The sequence below is a fragment of the Pelomonas sp. Root405 genome (genome assembly GCF_001425165.1).
In the GTDB taxonomy this organism is placed as follows: domain Bacteria; phylum Pseudomonadota; class Gammaproteobacteria; order Burkholderiales; family Burkholderiaceae_C; genus Pelomonas.
Map to the genome: position 1 here is coordinate 724,395 of NZ_LMDU01000014.1, position 16,912 is coordinate 741,306.

At 68.3% G+C, this 16,912-nt stretch carries 16 protein-coding genes; 7 read left to right on the forward strand and 9 right to left on the reverse strand.

Annotated elements, in window-relative coordinates:
• The first annotated feature begins 140 nt into the window (after positions 1 to 140).
• Genes ASC81_RS21195 through ASC81_RS21210 form a run of 4 tightly spaced genes read left to right on the forward strand, consistent with a single transcriptional unit; the run spans position 141 to position 3,783 of the window.
• Positions 141 to 1,028, forward strand: a complete 888-nt coding sequence (locus ASC81_RS21195) for a DMT family transporter (protein WP_056271561.1) — start codon at positions 141 to 143, stop codon at positions 1,026 to 1,028.
• 9 nt (positions 1,029 to 1,037) lie between these two features.
• Positions 1,038 to 1,889: a PIG-L deacetylase family protein gene (locus tag ASC81_RS21200; RefSeq protein ID WP_056271564.1), complete on the forward strand. Its 852-nt coding sequence runs from the start codon at positions 1,038 to 1,040 to the stop codon at positions 1,887 to 1,889.
• Positions 1,886 to 2,863, forward strand: coding sequence for a succinylglutamate desuccinylase/aspartoacylase family protein (locus ASC81_RS21205; RefSeq protein WP_056271566.1), 978 nt, complete (start codon positions 1,886 to 1,888; stop codon positions 2,861 to 2,863). The genes ASC81_RS21200 and ASC81_RS21205 overlap by 4 nt, the downstream gene beginning before the upstream one ends.
• A gap of 26 nt (positions 2,864 to 2,889) precedes the next feature.
• A complete protein-coding gene (locus tag ASC81_RS21210) occupies positions 2,890 to 3,783 on the forward strand; it encodes an ABC transporter substrate-binding protein (protein WP_056271569.1) in 894 nt (297 codons plus the stop codon).
• A gap of 52 nt (positions 3,784 to 3,835) precedes the next feature.
• Here ASC81_RS21210 and ASC81_RS21215 read toward each other — a convergent pair whose 3' ends face one another.
• Genes ASC81_RS21215 through ASC81_RS21240 form a run of 6 tightly spaced genes read right to left on the reverse strand, consistent with a single transcriptional unit; the run spans position 3,836 to position 9,611 of the window.
• A complete protein-coding gene (locus tag ASC81_RS21215; protein WP_156392341.1) occupies positions 3,836 to 4,774 on the reverse strand; it encodes a DUF2268 domain-containing putative Zn-dependent protease in 939 nt (312 codons plus the stop codon).
• Positions 4,775 to 4,800: 26 nt separating this feature from the next.
• Complete coding sequence (locus ASC81_RS21220) at positions 4,801 to 5,430, reverse strand: glutathione S-transferase family protein (protein ID WP_056271571.1); 630 nt, start codon at positions 5,428 to 5,430, stop codon at positions 4,801 to 4,803.
• Complete coding sequence (yghU, locus tag ASC81_RS21225; RefSeq protein WP_056271574.1) at positions 5,427 to 6,299, reverse strand: glutathione-dependent disulfide-bond oxidoreductase; 873 nt, start codon at positions 6,297 to 6,299, stop codon at positions 5,427 to 5,429. The genes ASC81_RS21220 and yghU overlap by 4 nt, the downstream gene beginning before the upstream one ends.
• Before the next feature lie 18 nt (positions 6,300 to 6,317).
• Positions 6,318 to 7,940 carry a sensor domain-containing diguanylate cyclase gene (locus ASC81_RS21230; RefSeq protein WP_056271577.1) on the reverse strand — a complete coding sequence of 541 codons (1,623 nt, stop codon included), beginning with the start codon at positions 7,938 to 7,940 and terminating at the stop codon, positions 6,318 to 6,320.
• On the reverse strand, positions 7,937 to 8,377 hold the full coding sequence (locus tag ASC81_RS21235; protein WP_056271579.1) for a hypothetical protein: 441 nt from the start codon (positions 8,375 to 8,377) through the stop codon (positions 7,937 to 7,939). The genes ASC81_RS21230 and ASC81_RS21235 overlap by 4 nt, the downstream gene beginning before the upstream one ends.
• A 4-nt stretch (positions 8,378 to 8,381) precedes the next feature.
• Positions 8,382 to 9,611, reverse strand: a complete 1,230-nt coding sequence (locus ASC81_RS21240) for a hypothetical protein (RefSeq protein ID WP_056271582.1) — start codon at positions 9,609 to 9,611, stop codon at positions 8,382 to 8,384.
• A gap of 209 nt (positions 9,612 to 9,820) precedes the next feature.
• Between ASC81_RS21240 and ASC81_RS21245 the strand changes: the two genes are divergently transcribed.
• The 3 genes from ASC81_RS21245 to ASC81_RS21255 all read left to right on the forward strand — a co-directional run bounded on the left by ASC81_RS21245 (position 9,821) and on the right by ASC81_RS21255 (position 12,911).
• The gene (locus tag ASC81_RS21245) at positions 9,821 to 10,465 is read left to right on the forward strand and encodes a DsbA family oxidoreductase (RefSeq protein WP_369820868.1); all 645 of its coding nucleotides are present in this window, start codon (positions 9,821 to 9,823) and stop codon (positions 10,463 to 10,465) included.
• Positions 10,466 to 10,547: 82 nt separating this feature from the next.
• Positions 10,548 to 11,876 (forward strand): PEP-CTERM sorting domain-containing protein, encoded by a 1,329-nt coding sequence (locus tag ASC81_RS21250; protein ID WP_056271588.1) that lies wholly within the window; start codon positions 10,548 to 10,550, stop codon positions 11,874 to 11,876.
• A gap of 60 nt (positions 11,877 to 11,936) precedes the next feature.
• Complete coding sequence (locus tag ASC81_RS21255) at positions 11,937 to 12,911, forward strand: recombination-associated protein RdgC (protein ID WP_056271591.1); 975 nt, start codon at positions 11,937 to 11,939, stop codon at positions 12,909 to 12,911.
• A 64-nt stretch (positions 12,912 to 12,975) separates the two neighbouring features.
• Here ASC81_RS21255 and ASC81_RS21260 read toward each other — a convergent pair whose 3' ends face one another.
• The 3 genes from ASC81_RS21260 to ASC81_RS21270 all read right to left on the reverse strand — a co-directional run bounded on the left by ASC81_RS21260 (position 12,976) and on the right by ASC81_RS21270 (position 16,887).
• Positions 12,976 to 14,055 (reverse strand): asparaginase, encoded by a 1,080-nt coding sequence (locus ASC81_RS21260; RefSeq protein ID WP_056271594.1) that lies wholly within the window; start codon positions 14,053 to 14,055, stop codon positions 12,976 to 12,978.
• Positions 14,056 to 14,162: 107 nt separating this feature from the next.
• A complete protein-coding gene (locus ASC81_RS21265; protein WP_056271597.1) occupies positions 14,163 to 16,247 on the reverse strand; it encodes a TonB-dependent receptor in 2,085 nt (694 codons plus the stop codon).
• A 136-nt stretch (positions 16,248 to 16,383) separates the two neighbouring features.
• Positions 16,384 to 16,887, reverse strand: coding sequence for a hypothetical protein (locus tag ASC81_RS21270; protein WP_056271600.1), 504 nt, complete (start codon positions 16,885 to 16,887; stop codon positions 16,384 to 16,386).
• Positions 16,888 to 16,912 lie beyond the last annotated feature (25 nt).

Sequence of the window (16,912 nt, forward strand, 5' to 3'; positions counted from 1 at the left end):
GTGAAGAGAAAAGGCAACCACAGAGACACAGAGGCACTGAGCAAATGCAGTGAATCCTTCGCTCTCTGTGTCTCTGTGCCTCTGTGGTTGCATTTCCGTCCTTTGCGCTGCGCGCGCAGCGAATCCTGAAGCCCTAGCGCATGCACCCCATCCCCTGGCGCGCCTACGCGCTGTTGGCCGCCAGCACCAGCCTGGTGGGCAGCTACGTCGGCCTGTCCAAACTGCTGGTCCTCGCCTTCCCCGTCTTCCTGCTCGCCGGCCTGCGCTTCGGCTTTGCGGCCGTGCTGATGCTGTCGTGGCTGAAGAAGCCGGCTCATGAGGCGCCCCTGGACGCACGCTCGCGCTGGCTGCTCTTCCTTGAATCGTTTCTCGGCAACTTCCTGTTCTCGATCTGCATGCTGTTCGGGCTGCGGCAAAGCTCGGCCGTCGTCGCCGGCGTCATCCTGGCCGGCATCCCGGCCGCTGTGGCGCTGCTGAGCTGGGTCTTCCTGCGCGAGCGCCTGAGCGGCCGCGTGCTGGCGGGCATCGCCTGCGCCGTCGGCGGCATCGCGCTGGTGGCCGGCGGCAAACAGGGCGGTGCCGAAACGACGCCTCTGGGCGCGCTGCTGTTGGTCGCGGCGGTCTTCTGCGAGGGCTGCTATGTCGTCATCGGCAAGAAGCTCACGGCCGGTCTGGGACCCAAGCGCATCAGCGCGTTGATCAACCTCTGGGGCCTGGTGCTCGTCGCGCCGCTGGCCATCTGGCAGGCGCTGAGCTTTGATTTCGGCGCGCCGCGGATGCTGGACTGGGCGCTGCTCGGCTACTACTCGGCCACGGCCAGCGTCATCACGGTCTGGCTGTGGATGGCCGGGCTCAAGGGCCTGCCGGCGGCAAAGGCCGGGGTCTTCATGGTCTTCCTGCCCATCAGCACCGCGTTGGTGGGGTTGCTGCTGGGCGAGACGCTGTCGGTCCAGCAGGCGCTCGCCTATGGCCTGGCCTTATTGGGCGTGCTGCTGGCGACATGGCCTGCGCGGCCATCGGCTCGGTAGGATGCCGGGATGTCCCAGGAAGCCGACCTCGCCCGCTGGCGCGAGCACCTCAACCGCTTTGCTGCCCTGCTGGGCGACCCACCCGACCGCCAGGCCGGGCCGGGCCGTGAGCCTCAACCGGGCCACTGCCTGATCTTTGCGCCCCACCCCGACGATGAATGCATCGTCGGCGCGCTGCCGCTGCGATTGAAGCAAGAGGCCGGTTGGCGCGTCAGCAATGTCGCCGTCACGCTGGGCAGCAACGTCGAGCGCCGCGAGTCGCGCTGGGCCGAGCTGCAGGATGCCTGTGGCGTGCTCGGCTTCGGCTGCATCCGCGCCGGTGCGGACGGGCTGTCCGATGTGCGCGCCGACACGTCCGAGCGCCAGCCACGCCTGTGGCAGGTCCATGTCGAGACCCTGGCGGCGCTGCTGGCCGCGCACCGCCCAGACCTCGTGCTGGCGCCGCATGCGCTGGACGACAACCCGAGCCATCGCGGTGTGTGCCGCCTTGTGACCGAGGCCCTGGCCGCGGCGCGGCTGGACACGGTGCTGGCCCATACCGAGTTCTGGTCCACCCAATCGGCGCCCAACGCCCTCGTGCAGACCAGCATCGCCGACACCGCCCGCCTCATCGCCGCGCTGGAGCGCCATGCCGGCGAGATCGAGCGCAACCCCTACCACCTGCGCCTGCCGGCTTTCCTGGCCGACGCGGTGCGCCGCGGCGGCGAGCTGCTGCTCGGTGCCGGCGAAGCCGCGCCCGATTTCGCCTTCGCCACTCTCTACCGCCTCGTCAGCTACCGCGCCGGCCAGCCCATGGCCGAACTGCCTCGCCGCGTCTTTCCTGCCGACCAGGCCCTGTCTTCCGCCCTGCTCAAGCCATGACTCAACCGACCCACATCCGCGTCCATCAGTTCGCCGGCCTGCAGGCTGGCCCCCGTTTCCTCGTGACCGGCGCGGTACATGGCAATGAGATCCACGGCACCCAGGCCATGGCCGAGATCATTCGCCAACTCGACGCCGGCGAGCTGACGCTGCTGCGCGGCACGCTCACCCTGGTGCCCATCGTCAACCCACTGGCCCACCAGCTGAACCGCCGCGAGGGCGACCGCAACCTCAACCGCAATCTGCGCCCACCGGTCATCGCGCATGACTTCGAGGACCGCATCGCGCGTGTGCTGTGCCCGTTGATCGCCCAGCACGACGGCATCCTGGACCTGCACAGCTTTCAGGGCAACGGTCCGGCTTTCGCGATGATCGGCCCGCGCAACAACACGGGCGAGCTGGAGCCCTTCTCGCAGGAGGCGACTGAATCGGCACTTGCCGCGCGCCTGGGCGTCGGCCGCATCGTCGAGGGCTGGCTGTCGACCTATGCGCTGGGCCTGCAGCGCCGCCAGCAGCGCGAGCACGATGGCTCGCGCCGCGCGTCCTTGATCAGCGACCCTCACTACGGCGTCGGCACCACCGAATACATGCGCTCCACCGGCGGCTGGGCCATCACGCTGGAATGCGGCCAGCACCTGGACCCGAACGGCCCGGAGGTCGCGCGCCTGGCGATCCTGCGCTCGCTGGTCCACCTCGGCATGCTGGACGAAAGCGCCGTTGAACCCCATCGCCCCGCGCAGCCGCCGGAGCTGCTGCAGCTCTACGACGTCATCGACCGCGAGGCCGAGGGCGATCAGTTCGAGCAGAGCTGGGCCAGCTTCGACGCCATCGACAAGGGCCAGCGCATCGGCACCCGCGCCAGCGGCGAGCCGGTGCTCGCGCCGAGCGAGGGCCGCATCGTGTTCCCGAACACCAAGTCTCAGCCCGGCACGGAATGGTTCTACCTGGCCAGGCCGAGCGACCGTCGGCTGTGAGCTGACCGGCGCGATTGGGACCGCGCATGAAGCTGTTGTCGGCCCTGCTGCTGTGGCTGAGCCTGCCGGCAACCGCTGCGGACGTCGGCATGCCGCTCGTCGTCACCATCCCCTACATGGAGCGCGAGGCCGCGCACCGCATCTACGCGGACAAGCTGCTCGCCCTCGCGCTGGCGCTGTCTCGCGACAAATACGGCGCGTACCGCGTCGTCCAGCAGCAGCAGGAAAGCGTCATCCGCCGCCAGTTGCTGGAGCTGGAGAAAGGCAGCAGCCTGTCCGTTGCCGTCGCGATGCCGACGCAGGAATGGCTGGAGGGCGCGCTGCCGGTGCGCATTCCCATCATGCGGGGGCTGGCCAGCTTTCGGCTCTTTCTTGGGCAGCAGGGCCAGCGGCCGGCCTATGACGCGGTCCACACGCTGGACGACCTGAGAGCCCTGAGCATCGGCCAGGGGCCGGGCTGGTCGACCGCCAAGATCCTGGAAGACAACGGCTTTAAGGTCATCTACGGCGGCGCCCACTCGACGCTGATCCCGATGCTGCACACCGGCCGCTTCCAGTTGCTGATGCGCAGCGTCTTCGAGGTTGGGCCGGAGTGGCGGGCCCAGCGCGAGGCGCACCCCGGCCTGCTGATCGTCGACCGCTTCGCCGTCTACACCTACATGCCCATGTACTTCTTCGTCGCCAGGAACCAGCCCGAGCTGGCCGAGCGGCTGGAATACGGGTTGAAGAAGGCCTATGCAAGCGGCGAGCTGGACCGGCTCCTGCAGCGCTACTTCGGCGACAGCCTGGCGCTGTTGAAGAACAAGCAGCTGAAGATCTTCCACCTGCCCAACACCAACATCGACAGGAGCTTCTTCGAGCGCGACCGGCCTTACCTGCTGGATGCCGTGGTCGCGCTGGAGAAGGAGGCTCGGCGATGAGCGCCCTTGTCGTCGGCAGGGAGCGTCAAAGCCGGCCGCGCTCCTGCTACTCCTAGTCGAGCGCAACGCCGGGCCGCCACCCACTCCGGGCCAGGAATTCCTTCGGGTTCGTCATCTCGAAAACGTCGCGAAGGGCCTGGCGTTTGTCGTCGGCATGCTGGTAGTAGGACTTGACGATGCGATAGCCGACCCAATAGCCGAGGTCGGCAGGTTTTTCGGGCGTGCTGTTGTAGAGCCAGTCCGAAAGGTCGGTCTTGTCCACATCAGCGGCAAATGCCGTCTCGATCTCCATTTCCCGCCCCGCGGTCAGCTTGCTCAGATAGGCATAGGCAACAGAGCCGGTCGTCAGTTCCGCGACGAACTCCGCCGCACCTTCCTCCAGCGAGGCCGCCAGGACGGTGACATGCTCGATTTCGGAGAAGGCCACGGCTTGCTGGACATGAGCGTACTCATGCGCGATGACGCCCACGAAACGATTTTCGACATCTGGATTGATCCAGCGGGTCGCGCAAAGCGCCTCAAGACCGATCTGCACGCCGGTATCGCGCCCGCCGACGCCGACGGGCTTGCTCCGGCCCACCGCGATCGTGATCGGCGGAAAGCGCGCCTGGGGATAGAGGGCTCCGAGCTTGCCCAGCACGACCACCAGTCTGTCGCGCACGCGTGGCAGCACGGCGACGCAGTCGCGCGCTTCGGAATAAATCTTCGGCCGCTTGGCAATGGCCGCAGCGATCGACTCCCCGGTGACTTTGCGCAACCGTGCCAGTTCATGCAGCCCAGGCGAACCCGGATCGATGTAGTCACGTTGCAGCGCCCGGGCCGTCGGGCGCCCGCCCGCCGCGTCAAAGACTTTGTAGAACCGGTGAACGTCGCCCGTCTCGATGACGGGCCCAGCGGCGTTCTCGATGGGCGACGGCGCCGCGCCGCGCGCGCTCGAGGTCGTCGCCAAAACCAGGGCGATGACCACGACCCAGCTATTGATCTGCTCCACGCTTTCCTCCCAACAAATGCAGGCAACTACCCCATCGTCCCGCGCGCCTGCATCGCCTCTCGCCAGCGGCGCAGATGCGGATGCTCGTCGCCTGGCTTGACCTTGACGACGCGCGCGAAATCCACCGCGACGACGGCCGTGATGTCGGCGATGCTGAACTGCCCGGCGGCGATGAAATCGCGTCCGGCCAGATGCATGTCCAACGTCGCGAAGAAGGCTTGTACACGCGCCAGGCCACGCTGTGCCAGCTTGGGGATCTGCGCGTAGTCGACCGGCCCCGTCAGCGCGCGGTTGGCCATGGCCGGGCTGCTGTTGCGAAAGGCCTCGGCAATCGCCAGCAAGCCGTCGAACTCGATGCGCGACTGCCAGCTCGCGATGTCGGCTTTGTCCAGCGGCATGCGGCCCAGCAGCGGCGGCTCGGGGAAGCGGGCCTCGATGTAGGCCTCGATCGCCGCGTTGTCCGTCAGCACCGGACCTTCGTCCGTCACCAGCGCCGGCACCGTGCACTGCGGGTTGATGCGGCGGAAGGCTTCGCCCAGTTGCTCGCCGCTGCGCAGGTCCACCTGCACCGTCTCATGCGGCACGCCCTTCTCGGCCAGCAGGATGCGCGCGCGGCGCGGGCTCGGTGCGGTGGCGCAGTCGTAGAGCGTGATCACGGCGCCACCTTGTCCTGCGTCCGCAACTCGAAATCGCTGGCGTCGTGACGCTCATGCAGCTGGCTGCTGGGCTCGCCCCACGTGCGGTTGACCTTGCGGCCACGCTGCACGGCCGGGCGCTGAGCGATCTCGTCGGCCCAGCGGATGACGTGGGTGTACTCGTGCACCGACAGGAATTCGCCCGCGCCATAAAGCTGGCCTTTCGCCAAAGCCCCGTACCAGGGCCAGGTCGCCATGTCGGCAATGCTGTACTGGTCTCCCGCCAGATAGCGCCGCTCGGCCAGCAGGCGGTTCAGCACATCCAGCTGCCGCTTGACTTCCATCGCATAGCGGTCGATGGGGTATTGCTGCTTGGTCGGCGCGTAGGCGTAGAAGTGGCCGAAGCCGCCGCCTAGGAAGGGTGCACTGCCCATCTGCCAGAACAGCCAGCTCAGCGCTTCGGCGCGCTCGGAACCGCCAGCGGGCATGAAGGCGCCACCGAACTTCCCGGACAGGTACATCAGGATGGCGCCCGACTCGAACACCCTAACCGGCGCCAGCTCAGGCCCGGCGCTGCGGTCGACCAGCGCCGGGATCTTGGAGTTGGGATTGGCCTCGACGAAGCCGCTGCCGAACTGCTCGCCCTCGTTGATGCGGATCAGCCAGGCGTCGTACTCGGCGCCGGCGTGCCCCAGTGCCAGCAGTTCCTCCAGCATCACCGTCACCTTGATGCCATTGGGCGTGCCCAGCGAGTAGAGCTGCAGCGGGTGGCGCCCGACCGGCAGCGCCTTGTCGTGCGTGGGCCCGGCCACCGGGCGGTTGATGTTGGCGAACTGGCCGCCGTTGTCCTTGTTCCAGGTCCAGACCTGGGGCGGTTGGTAGTCGGTCATTGCGAGCGAGGTCGGGTTTCAACCCGGCAACGCTAGCGCATAAGCCAATTTCCCGTTCCGCTTGACGTGATAAAGCGCCTCGTCGGCCGCGCGCACGAGCTGCAGCGGGTCGCTGCCATGCAGCGGCAAACATGCCACGCCGATGCTGACGCCGACGCTGACGATCTCGCCGGTGGACAGCGTGATCGGTCGGGACAGGCCGCCGATGAGGTCGCGCATGACCTGGCTCAGCACGGCGTCCTGCGGCCCCACGTCGCGCAGCGCGACGAGAAACTCGTCGCCACCCAGTCGCGCGATGAGATCCGACGAGCGCCGCACCGCCGTGCGCATGCGCTCGGCGCAGGCGACCAGCACCTCGTCGCCCGACTGGTGGCCATGACTGTCGTTGATCTGCTTGAAGCCGTCGAGGTCGATGCAGGCCACCGACAAGGCCGCATCGCGCGCCTGCGTCTCGGCAACCAAGCGCTCCAGCGTCGCCTGGCCCGCCGCGCGGTTCTTCAGCTGGGTCAGCGCGTCGTGCTCGGCGCGGTGGCGCACCGCGTTCTCGTCGCTCTTGCGGTCGGTGATGTCGTAGATGACGCCCTCGACCGTCTGGCCGTCCACCGCCACCTGCTGCACGGAGATCAAGCAGTGAACCCAGCGCCGCTCGTCACCCACCTGCACCAGTTCCAGGTCGGCCGACATGGTCTCGCCGCGCGCCGTGGCCGCGTCGATCATCTGGCGCACCTGCTCGGGCCGGTTGAAGACGCGGGCAATGAAGTCGTCTTCACTGAGCGTGCGCAGCTCGTCCATCGACAGGCCGACAACGCGTGACACCGTCGGGTTGCCGTTGATGAGTCGGCCGCCCTCGTTGAGCACGAAGATGCCGGCGCTGCTGGAATCGAAGATCTGGCGGTACTGGGCCTCCATGGCCTCGACCTCGGCGCGCAGCTCGCGTTCAACCGTCAACTGGCGCTCGTTGCTGTCGAGCAATTCATTGGCGCCTGCGATCAGCACACCGATCTCGTCGCGCGCATGGCCGGGCGGCGTCTGCAACCGCTCGCCGGAGCCCGGCGTCATGCGCCGCAGCGCGCTGGCCAGGCGCACGATGGGGCGCGACACCATGCGTGCAGCCAGCAGGTACAGGATCAGCGCCAGCAGCGCCGCCTGGCCGGCCATGGCCGCCGCCAGCGTGTAGGCCTCGCGGTCGGCGTCGGCCTGCACCTTGGCGTCGTTCAGGCGGATGCGCAGCTGACCGAGATGCTCCCTGTCGTCGAAGGGTGACACGACGGGCCGGGTCAGCAGCGTGCCGCCGGAGGTATCGGCAGCCCCCGGGCGCGGCATCCTGGCCAGCGCCCGGCCGTCGGTCGCGACGACTTCGACCAGATCGACCAGCTCGTTGCGCGCCAGGCCGCCGGCCACCTCCTTCAGCAGCACGGCATCATTGGCGAAGGCACCGATGGCCAGCGTCTTCTCGACCGCCGTGGCCAGCGCCTCGACGCTGCTGCGGCTGCTGGCCAGCGCGCGCGCCTGGGCCAGCTGGTAGGCGATGGTGGCCGCGATGACGGCCAGCAGCGCGGCGCTGGCGAACACCAGCAGCATGAAGCGCAGCTGCAGGCTGTCCGCACCGCGCACGCGGGGCGTGACGCCGGGTTGGTTCATCTGGCGGGCGCTTCCTTCAGGACCAGCACGGTACGCAGCCCGGCCTCGCTCGGCTCCTTGCTGAGCCAGCCCAGGGCGCTGGGGTTGCGGCGCAGGATGCCGGCCATGGCGGTCTCGTCGGGCAGCGCCTGCGGCGGCGCGCTCTGGCCCGAGAACATCAGCCGCGACCAATAGCTGTTGACCTGTGCCACGCTCATGCCGGTCAGCGACTGGTAGAAGGCCGCGCGGCGCGGGTTGTCGCGCGGCAGGTCGAAGATCAGCGCGAAGTCGCCATTGGCAAAGGCGCGACTGCGGCCCATGAAGAGGTCGACGGCTTCCTTCTGAGTCAGCGCGCGCTGCGGGTTGCTGGCGTGCACGACGATGTAGAAGTCGGCCCGCGCCGGCAGCGCGAGCGCCAGGCCCAGCAGCGCAACCAGGAGGGAGGAACAGGCTTTCATGGCTTCAGAAAATGAAGTCCACAACGGCCGTCGCGACATGCGCTTTGGCCGCAGCGCCGTCGGCGCCGGTCCACAGCCCGGGCCCGCCGGCGTCGACGCGGATGCGGTCCCACTGCAGCTTCAGCGCCGCCTGCGGATGGAAGTCCCAGCGGGTGCCGACGGACCAGCCCGACTGCTGCACGCGTGCGCGGTTGACGGCATCGGTGATCAACGCGCCCAGCATCTGCGATTGGCCCGCCCCGGCCGGCCCGAGCACCGGCGCCAGCACGGCTTGCCAGGCCGGCGTGGGCGTCACGGGCATGGCGTCGCGCGTGCGGCCGTAGCCGACAAAGGGCGTCCAGTCGCCAAGCCGATGGCCGACGGTGGCATAGGCCGACAGCTGGCGCACCAGCGGCGCGGCCGAGATGCGCACGACCTCGGCGCTCCATTGCCAGTCGCCCAGCTCGTAACGCAGGCCCAGCTCCAGGAAGGTGGCCCAGATATCAGACCCGCCCAGGCGCTCGCGCAACTGCAGCGCCTGGTCGGCCACCGCCGGGATGGGCAGGCTGCCAAGCTGGCCAAGGGCGTCCACGGCATCCTGGACGCCGCCGAGGTCGAGCTCGATGCGCGTGCGCGATGCACTGCCGCGCATCAGCAGGCCGCTCTCCTCACGCGACAGCATGAAGCCGACGATGTCATGCACCCGGCCCGGCGTGGCGGTGTGGAAGTCGCCGATCTGCGCCGTGCCGAGCATCAGCTTGGCGCGCCACTGCGCGTCGCCCTGGAACCAACTGCGCGCGACATCGGCGCCGTCCAGCGCCGTGGGCAACATGGCGTAAAGCTCGACTGGCGGACGGGCGGCCGTGAAGCCATAGCCGACGTTGCGGTAGTCGGCCATCAAGAAGGCGTCCAGGTTGACGCGACCGACGCGCACGGTCCAGTCGGCATTGGGCCGGTAGGCCGCGTAGGCCCACTCCAGCGCATCGCTGTCGCGGGTGTAGCTGCCGCGCTTCCTGGCGATCGCCTGGGCGACGAGTTCGAACTGAGTGCCCAGGCTGTAGTTGAGCTGCACGCCGAGCCGGGTGTCGACGTCGTGGCGCCAACTTGAGTCGCTGCCACCCTGGGTCAACTCACGCCGGTAGCCCCAGCCCGCCGGCGCATCGACATGCGAAAGGCCGAGGCTGCCGAAACCGCTGATCCTGAGGCCGGTTGCGCCGCTCGGCCTGTCGGTCTCAGGCTGGCCGTGCGCGGCCATGGCGACACAGGCTAACGTTGCAAACAGGCGGTACGCCCAGGGACGGGAACTTGAGGTCTTGAAAAGCATGTTTCTCGGGTACTGCCCGGGGATTATTGGGTGCCCGCGCCCCATGGCTTCGGGCGCCATGGCTCTCAACGGCAACCCCTTCACACTTGCCCGAGCCCTTACAAATTCGCGGGCGTTGCCGGCCCGTGAAAATGCCACACATGCGTATCGACTTCATCTCCGACATCGTCTGCCCCTGGTGCGCCATCGGCCTGTATTCGCTCGAAGCAGCCGCGGCCCGCATTCCGGGGCTGACGCTGGACCTGCACTTCCACCCCTTCGAACTGAACCCGGCGATGGGACCCGAAGGCCAGGACATCGAGGAGCACTTGGCCGAGAAGTACGGCGCCAGCCCGGCCCAGCTCGCGGGCACGCGCCAGGCGATCCGCGAACGCGGCGAGGCCTTGGGCTTCGAGTTCCGCCCCGGCGCACGCAGCCGCATCTACAACACCCGCGATGCGCACCGCCTGCTGCATTGGGCCGGCGAAAGCTTTGACAGTGCGGTGCAGCGCACGCTGAAAGTGGCGATGCTGAAGGCCTACTTCACCGACGGCCGTGATGTCTCCAACCCCGACGTGCTGCTGGAGCTTGCGAGCACGGCCGGCCTGCCCGAAGCGGAGGCCCGCGAGCTGCTGGCCGGTGACCGCTACGCCGCCGACGTGGCCGCCGCCGAGGCGCAGGTCCATGCCCAGAACATCCACGCCGTGCCGGCCATCGTCGTCAACCAGCGCCACCTGATCCAGGGTGGGCAGTCGGTCGAGGTGTTCGAGCAGTTGCTCCGCCAGGTGATGGCCGAGGCGGCTTGAACGCGGCCGGCATCCTCAGTGATGGGGATGCCGGCGCAGGGTCATCTGCCTAGGCTGGGCCTCCTTGTTCAGGAGCCCCGCGATGAAGACCTGCATCCTCCTGCCGGGCCTGCTGGCCGCCGCTTCCGCCTTCGCCGCGCCGCCCACGGCGCAGAGCCCATTCCATATCCGCCAGGCCAACAGCGCCAACAGCGGCAACCACGCGACGGGCGACGTGCTGGTGTGGGGCATCCAGAACGTGCTGCCACCGGCCGCCAGCCCGGGCGCGTACGTCTACGGCACCTCGGGCGTCTGCCCGGTGGGCCTGGTGTGCGACTCCTTCGCGACCGACCCGGACTGGCGCAAGGCGCGGCTGTTTGAACGGGACTGGACGCTGGCGCCGCATCAGTACTTCGCTTCGACGCCCTACGACGCGGCGCTGACGGGCTCGCGGCGCCTGCTGCTGTCGACGGCACCGACTTACTCGGCCGGCAACACGCTGGTGGTGCAGACGCCGAGCGTGGACACGGCCGGCGCCATGCCTTTCGTCGCGTCGATGACCATCAGCGGCGCGGGCCTGACGCCCATGATCAGCTGGACATTGCCCGGCAGCACGCCCGACAGCATCGACACGATGCGCATCCGCGTGCAGGACAACACCCACCCGGTCACCGTCGAGTCCCGCCACGGTGCGCCGCACAGTTTCCAGCAGTCCGACCTGATCTGGCAGAGCGCCCTGCTCTCCAGCACGCAACTCTCTCTGCCCGCCGGCGTGCTGAGCTATGGCACGAGCTATTCCATCAGCATCGACCTCGCCCACACCCGCGCCGATGGCTCGGTGGCGTCGCGCTCCAGCTCCTACTTCGATTTCACGCCCATCAATCCGGCGACGCTGCCTGCCGGCGTCAGCAACATCGAGCTGCCGACGCTCAAGCCGGTGACGACGACCGACGGGCAACTGGGCGGCCCGCTCTATGGCTTCAACGTCGGCAACGTCGGCCCCAACCAGATCACTTTCATTGACCCCGTCGTCGCCACCGGTTTCAGCTACGCCACCGGCGCGGGCGACCCCAACTTCAAACTGGTGCAGGTGGCCAGCAATGTGGGTGACGGGCTGTATGAAGTCTGGACTTGGGACGGCACCGTCTGGCAGCAAACCGCCATCGATGTGGCGGCTGGCACCAGTTTCGATTTCACGGCCAATGGCTTCGCGGCCGGTGTCGACCGCTTCCAGATCCGCGGCATCGAGCCTGAAGCCGGCGTCAATGCCTTCGACGTCACCGGCTTCGTCACCGGCCTGAGCTTCGTTTCGGACGGCAGCTTCACCGGCACCATGCAGGCCATCACGACCGCCGTGCCCGAGCCCGCCACCTGGGCGCTGTGGCTGGCCGGTGCCGGCGCGCTGCTGACATGGCGCCGGCGCCGAAACTGAGACAATGCAGGCCTGATTCCGAAGCCCGCCGCTGGCGGGCTTCTTGTTTGTACAGAGCCCATGTTCAAGAACCTGATCACCTACCGCATCGGCGAAGGCTGGACCACCGATGCCAAGCTGCTCGCCGAGCAGCTCGCCAAGGAAACCTTCCTGCCCTGCGCCCCCACTCAGCCGCTGGCCGTCGGCTGGGCGCCGCCGCGCGGCATCGAGCACGCACCGCTGGTCGAGGTGGTCGACGGCCACTGGCTCGTCAAGCTCAAGCGCGAGCAGCGCCTGCTGCCCTCCTCCGTCGTGCAGGAGCGCGTCGACGAGCTGGCCGAACACATCGAAGAGACCACCGGCCGCAAGCCCGGCAAGAAGGCCAAGAAGGACTTGAAGGAGCAGGCCCAGCATGAACTGCTGCCGCGCGCCTTCACCAAGACCTCGGCCACGCAGGTGTGGATCGCGCCCGCGCAGCAACTGCTGTTCGTCGACGCCGGCTCTACCAGCCGCGCCGATGAAGTCATCACGCTGCTGATCCAGGCCAGCCCGGGCCTGAGCCTGCAACTGGTGCAGACCGCCGAGAGCCCCGCCGCCTGCATGGCCGCCTGGCTGCTGGACGGCGTGACGCCCGAGGGCTTCCAGATCGAGCGCGAGTGCGAGCTCAAGGGCAGCGATGACGAGAAGCCCGTCGTGCGCTACGCCCGCCACCCGCTGGACATCGACGAGGTGCGCGCCCATCTGACCAGCGGCAAGATGCCCACCCGCCTGGCGCTGAGCTGGAAGGACCGCGTCGCCTTCACGCTGACCGAGGGCTTCGCGATCAAGAAGATCAGCTTCCTGGACCTAGCCTTCGAAGGCAAGCCCGAGGCCAGCGGCGACGAAGCGTTTGACGCCGACATGGCCCTGGCCACCGGCGAGCTGGGTGGCTTGATCCCGGCGCTGATCGAAGGCCTTGGCGGCGAACATGACTTCGCCGCCGGCAGCGCGCCCGCGCCGGCCGCCCTGCCCGCCAACGTGCCCGAGGAAGCGCTCAGCGAGTCGCCGCCCTGGTGACAGCCCAGCACGCCCAACGCAGGGATGCGCTGGGCGCGAGGGGCTTGTTCAGCGTCGTCGTAGATCAATATTCCCAGAAGATCCGCTGCAGCTCAGCGGTGGTCTGCGGCTTGGACAGGGCCACGGCGGCCAGGATCTTGGCCTTCTGGGGGTTCAGGTCGTGGGCCACCACCCAGTCGTACTTGTCGTCGGGCTGTTCGGCGTTGCGCAGCACGATGCCGTCAGCCACGCGGCTGGAACGGATGACCAGCACACCCTTGTCGCGGATGGACTTGAGCTTGTCCACCGCGTAGTTGGGCACCGAGCCATTGCCCGTGCCGGCGTTGATGATGGCCTTGACGCCCGGCGCGGCCGCCGCGTCGTACAGCGCCATGGTCATGCTGCCCGAGCCGTAGACGATGGACACCTCCGGCAGCGCGTCGATGGTGTCGATGTCGAATTCGGAGTTGACGGTGTGGCGCTTGGCCAGGCTGCGGAACCAGAAGGTCTTGCCCTCGACCACCATGCCCAGCGAACCCCATTGGCTGCCGAAGGCGCTGGTCTTGATGTTCACGCGCTTGACTGCGTCACGGCCGGCGAGGATGTCATCGGCCATGGTGACCAGCACGCCCTTGCCCTTGGCGCTGGGCGAAGCCGCCACCACCACCGCGTTGTACAGGTTCAGCATGCCGTCGGCCGACATCGCGCTGCCCGGCCGCATCGAGCCGACCACGACGATGGGCTTGTCGCTCTTGATCACCAGGTTCAGGAAGAAGGCGGTCTCTTCCAGCGTGTCCGTGCCGTGGGTGACGACCACGCCGCTCACTTCCGGGTCCTTCAGCAGCGCGGAGACGCGCTTGCCCAGGGTCACCAGCTTGTCGTTGGTGAAGCTCTCGGAGGCGATCTGAAAGGCTTGCTCGCCGCGCACGTTGGCCACGCTGGCGAGTTCGGGCACACCGGCGATGAGCTTGTCCACCGGCACCTTGGCAGCCTGGTAGGTGGCGCTGTTCAGCGCCGAGGCGCCAGCACCGGCGATGGTGCCGCCAGTGGCGACGATCACCACGGTGGGTTTGGCGGGCTGGGCCAGCGCCGGCAGGCAGGCGAAGGCGCTGGCCGCCAGCAGCGAGGCGCAGGCGGCGCGCAGGCCGAAGGTCATGGATTGCATGCGAGGTTCTCCTCTGGTTGTAACCAGCGCGAGTAGATGCGAGAAACGGGCCAGCATGGATACCGATCCAGCATTCACGCTTTCAGAAGGCGCATGACTCTGGTGCGTCAGAAGCCCATCTTCAGCGTTACGCGCACCGTGCGGGGCTCGGCGGGGTGGACGTGCCGGTCGGCCACCGGCGCGGCCTCGCCGGGCAGTTGCGACTCGTAGAAGTACTCGATGTCGTTGACCTTGCGATCGGTCAGGTTGAAGACGTCGACCGTCAGCTCCGCCTTGTCCCACAACTTGCGGTTGACGCGCAGGTTGGTTGTCAGCGACGACCGCGAGCGCACGCTGTTGTCCTCGATCAGCGAGCCCGAACCCAGGTAGCGCCACTGCAGGCTGGCTGACCACGGGCCCAGGTCCTTCAGCGTAACGGCGACGGAGCCGACCTTGTCGACGGCGTTCGGGATGCGGCTGCCGGCGGCGTCGAAGTCCGCAAAGCGCGCATGCGTCCAGGCCAGGTCGGCGTCGATGAGCAACCACGGGGCTGGCACGTAGCGGTTGTTCCACTCCACGCCATGGCGCTTGCTGGGCCGGTTGGGCTCGGTGGCGCCGGCATCACCGACGTAGACCAGCTCGGAATCGAAATCCAGCTTCCACAGTGCGACCGAGCTTTGCAGGCCCGGCACCCACTCCGTGCGCGCGCCGAGTTCCATGCCGCGCGCCGAGACAAGACCTGGCACCTTGTCGAGGGCGTCGCCGGTCCGGGGGTCGACCTTGGCCGTGGTGCCGCGCGCGTCGTTGCTGTGGAAACCCCGGCCGGCGTTGAAGTAGAACTCGGTCCGGCCCCAAGGCCCCGCGATCAGCGACAGCTTGGGTGAGAACAGATGGGCCGACGCGCTGCCGGAGTTCGCAGCGTTGCTCAAGCTGTTGACCTTGAAGCGCGCCTGGTCCGCGCGCAGTCCGACGACGCTGCGCAACCAGGGCGTCAGCTCCACGGAGGTCTGGCCATACGCGCCGAGCTGGGTCTCGCGCACCTCGTCGTCTCGCGTCGTGCCGATGACGCGGCGCTCCACGGTGTCGTACAGGCCCACGCGGGCGCGGTCGTGGCGCAGTTGCAGGCCGACCTCGCTGCGCGCCGGCAGATCGCCCAGGCGATGGTCGACGGCGTGACTGGCGCTGGCACCGTAGACGCTGCGCTTGTCCTGCTGCGAGAACTGGTCGCCATCGTCCGGGCGCTCCAGCGCGTAGGTGAAGTTGGAGAACAGCTTGAGCCGGTAGTTCATCGCATAGGCCGCGACGTTCGTCGCTGTGCTGCCGGTGTTGCGATGCCATTCGCCGGAAAGGCTAGTACGGCGCGTCTCGCCGCCGTCGCTGGTGTCGATGGCGTCGAAGCGTCCGAACGGCTGGCCCTTGTAAGTGCCGGCCGCGATGAGGCGCTCGGGCACCTGGTCGGTTGACTGCCACTTCGCGTCGTAGCCCATCAGGCTGGCGCTCCAGCCCTCGGTCTTGTTGCCGCCGGACAGCGTGACGACCCCGTTGCTCTTGCGCAGGCGCTCGGGCAAGGTCCAGGGGCCGTCGTTGTGCTGCACCTCGACGGCGCCGAGCAGGTTCAGCCCGCCGCTTCCCCCTCCACCCAAGGCCATGGAGCCGGCGCCGACGAAGCGCTGGAACTGGCGCTGGCCCAGCGTCAGCGCGGCAAAGCTCTCATCCAGCGTGCTGCGGTAGGCGATGTCCGCCGAGCCGGCGGCGGCGAAGTTGCCGTTCTTCGCAAAGTACGGCCCCTTGCGGTACTCGATGCGGTCGACGAGTTCGGGGATCAGGAAGTTCAGGTCCGAATAGCCCTGGCCGTGGCCGTGCGACGGCATGTTGACGGGCAGGCCGTTGACGCTGGTGGCGAAGTCGGTGCCGTGGTCGAGGTTGAAGCCGCGCAGGAAGTACTGGTTGGCCTTGCCGTCGCCGGAGTGCTGCGTGACGATGAGGCCGGGCACGAACTCCAGCACCTCGCCTGGACGCAGCGCGGGGCGGCTCTTCAGCAGCTCGGCGCGGATCGTGCCTTGCGACGCCGCGTCCGCGCTGCCGATGGCGTTGTCGTAATGGCGGCCTGCGACTTCGACGCGCTCCAACTGGGAAGCGGCGGGCTCGGCCTGCACAGTAGACGCGGCCAGCAGGGCCAGCGCCGCGGAGATCGGTGAGCGATTGATGAACATCTGAATGCCTGAGGGAAGGGGGACCGGCGGGCATGCGCAGGCGCCACCTGTCCAGCCGGAGCAGGCGGAAGCCGGGGCAGCATTGGGCGGGCGCAGCGAAGCACCCTGGCGCGGGCTGGAGCGCCCGCGCACGCAGTCAACCGCGCGGTGGCATCAGCGGTGGCGCGACGAAGCGGTCGTGCCAGCCCAGCGCTGCGGTGGCGGCGTGCGTACCAGCTGCCGCGGCCGGCACGGTCAGGCTGGCAGGCAGCCAGGCCTGGAAGACCGTCGCACCGCCCTGCGGCGAGCTGTCGGCCTGATCCGTCAGGTCCAGCACGTCGTCGGTGTCGTGCGAGTGTTGGTGATAGACGCCGCCGTGTTCATGCAAGCCGGCTGCCGGCCCGCTGCTGGGCAGCCAGGCGTGCTGCTGCAGCTTGAGCCGAGGGTCCTGGGCGGCGTGAAGCTGGTCGAGCACGGCTCGCAACGCACTGCGCAGGCCGGCCAGCGGCGTGTCCTGATGCGCCGCGCCAGTGTGCAAATGGCGCGGGCCGTGGATACCGGCGACCAGTTGACCCACGCTCTGCAGCGGCAACACGACGAGCAACATCGCCAGGACGGCGGTGCGCGTTCGGTGCAGCAGCGAGGGCAGAAAGGTGTGCAAGGTGGCAGACGAGGCGGGGCAGGCG

Excerpts from the sequence above, each read along its gene's own strand:
- ASC81_RS21195 (WP_056271561.1), top strand. The coding sequence starts at position 141 with ATGCACCCCATCCCCTGGCGCGCCTACGCGCTGTTGGCCGCCAGCACC.
- ASC81_RS21200 (WP_056271564.1), top strand. The coding sequence starts at position 1,038 with ATGTCCCAGGAAGCCGACCTCGCCCGCTGGCGCGAGCACCTCAACCGC.
- ASC81_RS21205 (WP_056271566.1), top strand. The coding sequence starts at position 1,886 with ATGACTCAACCGACCCACATCCGCGTCCATCAGTTCGCCGGCCTGCAG.
- ASC81_RS21210 (WP_056271569.1), top strand. The coding sequence starts at position 2,890 with ATGAAGCTGTTGTCGGCCCTGCTGCTGTGGCTGAGCCTGCCGGCAACC.
- yghU (WP_056271574.1), bottom strand. The coding sequence starts at position 6,299 with ATGACCGACTACCAACCGCCCCAGGTCTGGACCTGGAACAAGGACAAC.
- ASC81_RS21230 (WP_056271577.1), bottom strand. The coding sequence starts at position 7,940 with ATGAACCAACCCGGCGTCACGCCCCGCGTGCGCGGTGCGGACAGCCTG.
- ASC81_RS21235 (WP_056271579.1), bottom strand. The coding sequence starts at position 8,377 with ATGAAAGCCTGTTCCTCCCTCCTGGTTGCGCTGCTGGGCCTGGCGCTC.
- ASC81_RS21240 (WP_056271582.1), bottom strand. The coding sequence starts at position 9,611 with ATGGCCGCGCACGGCCAGCCTGAGACCGACAGGCCGAGCGGCGCAACC.
- ASC81_RS21245 (WP_369820868.1), top strand. The coding sequence starts at position 9,821 with ATGCGTATCGACTTCATCTCCGACATCGTCTGCCCCTGGTGCGCCATC.
- ASC81_RS21250 (WP_056271588.1), top strand. The coding sequence starts at position 10,548 with ATGAAGACCTGCATCCTCCTGCCGGGCCTGCTGGCCGCCGCTTCCGCC.
- ASC81_RS21255 (WP_056271591.1), top strand. The coding sequence starts at position 11,937 with ATGTTCAAGAACCTGATCACCTACCGCATCGGCGAAGGCTGGACCACC.
- ASC81_RS21260 (WP_056271594.1), bottom strand. The coding sequence starts at position 14,055 with ATGCAATCCATGACCTTCGGCCTGCGCGCCGCCTGCGCCTCGCTGCTG.
- ASC81_RS21265 (WP_056271597.1), bottom strand. The coding sequence starts at position 16,247 with ATGTTCATCAATCGCTCACCGATCTCCGCGGCGCTGGCCCTGCTGGCC.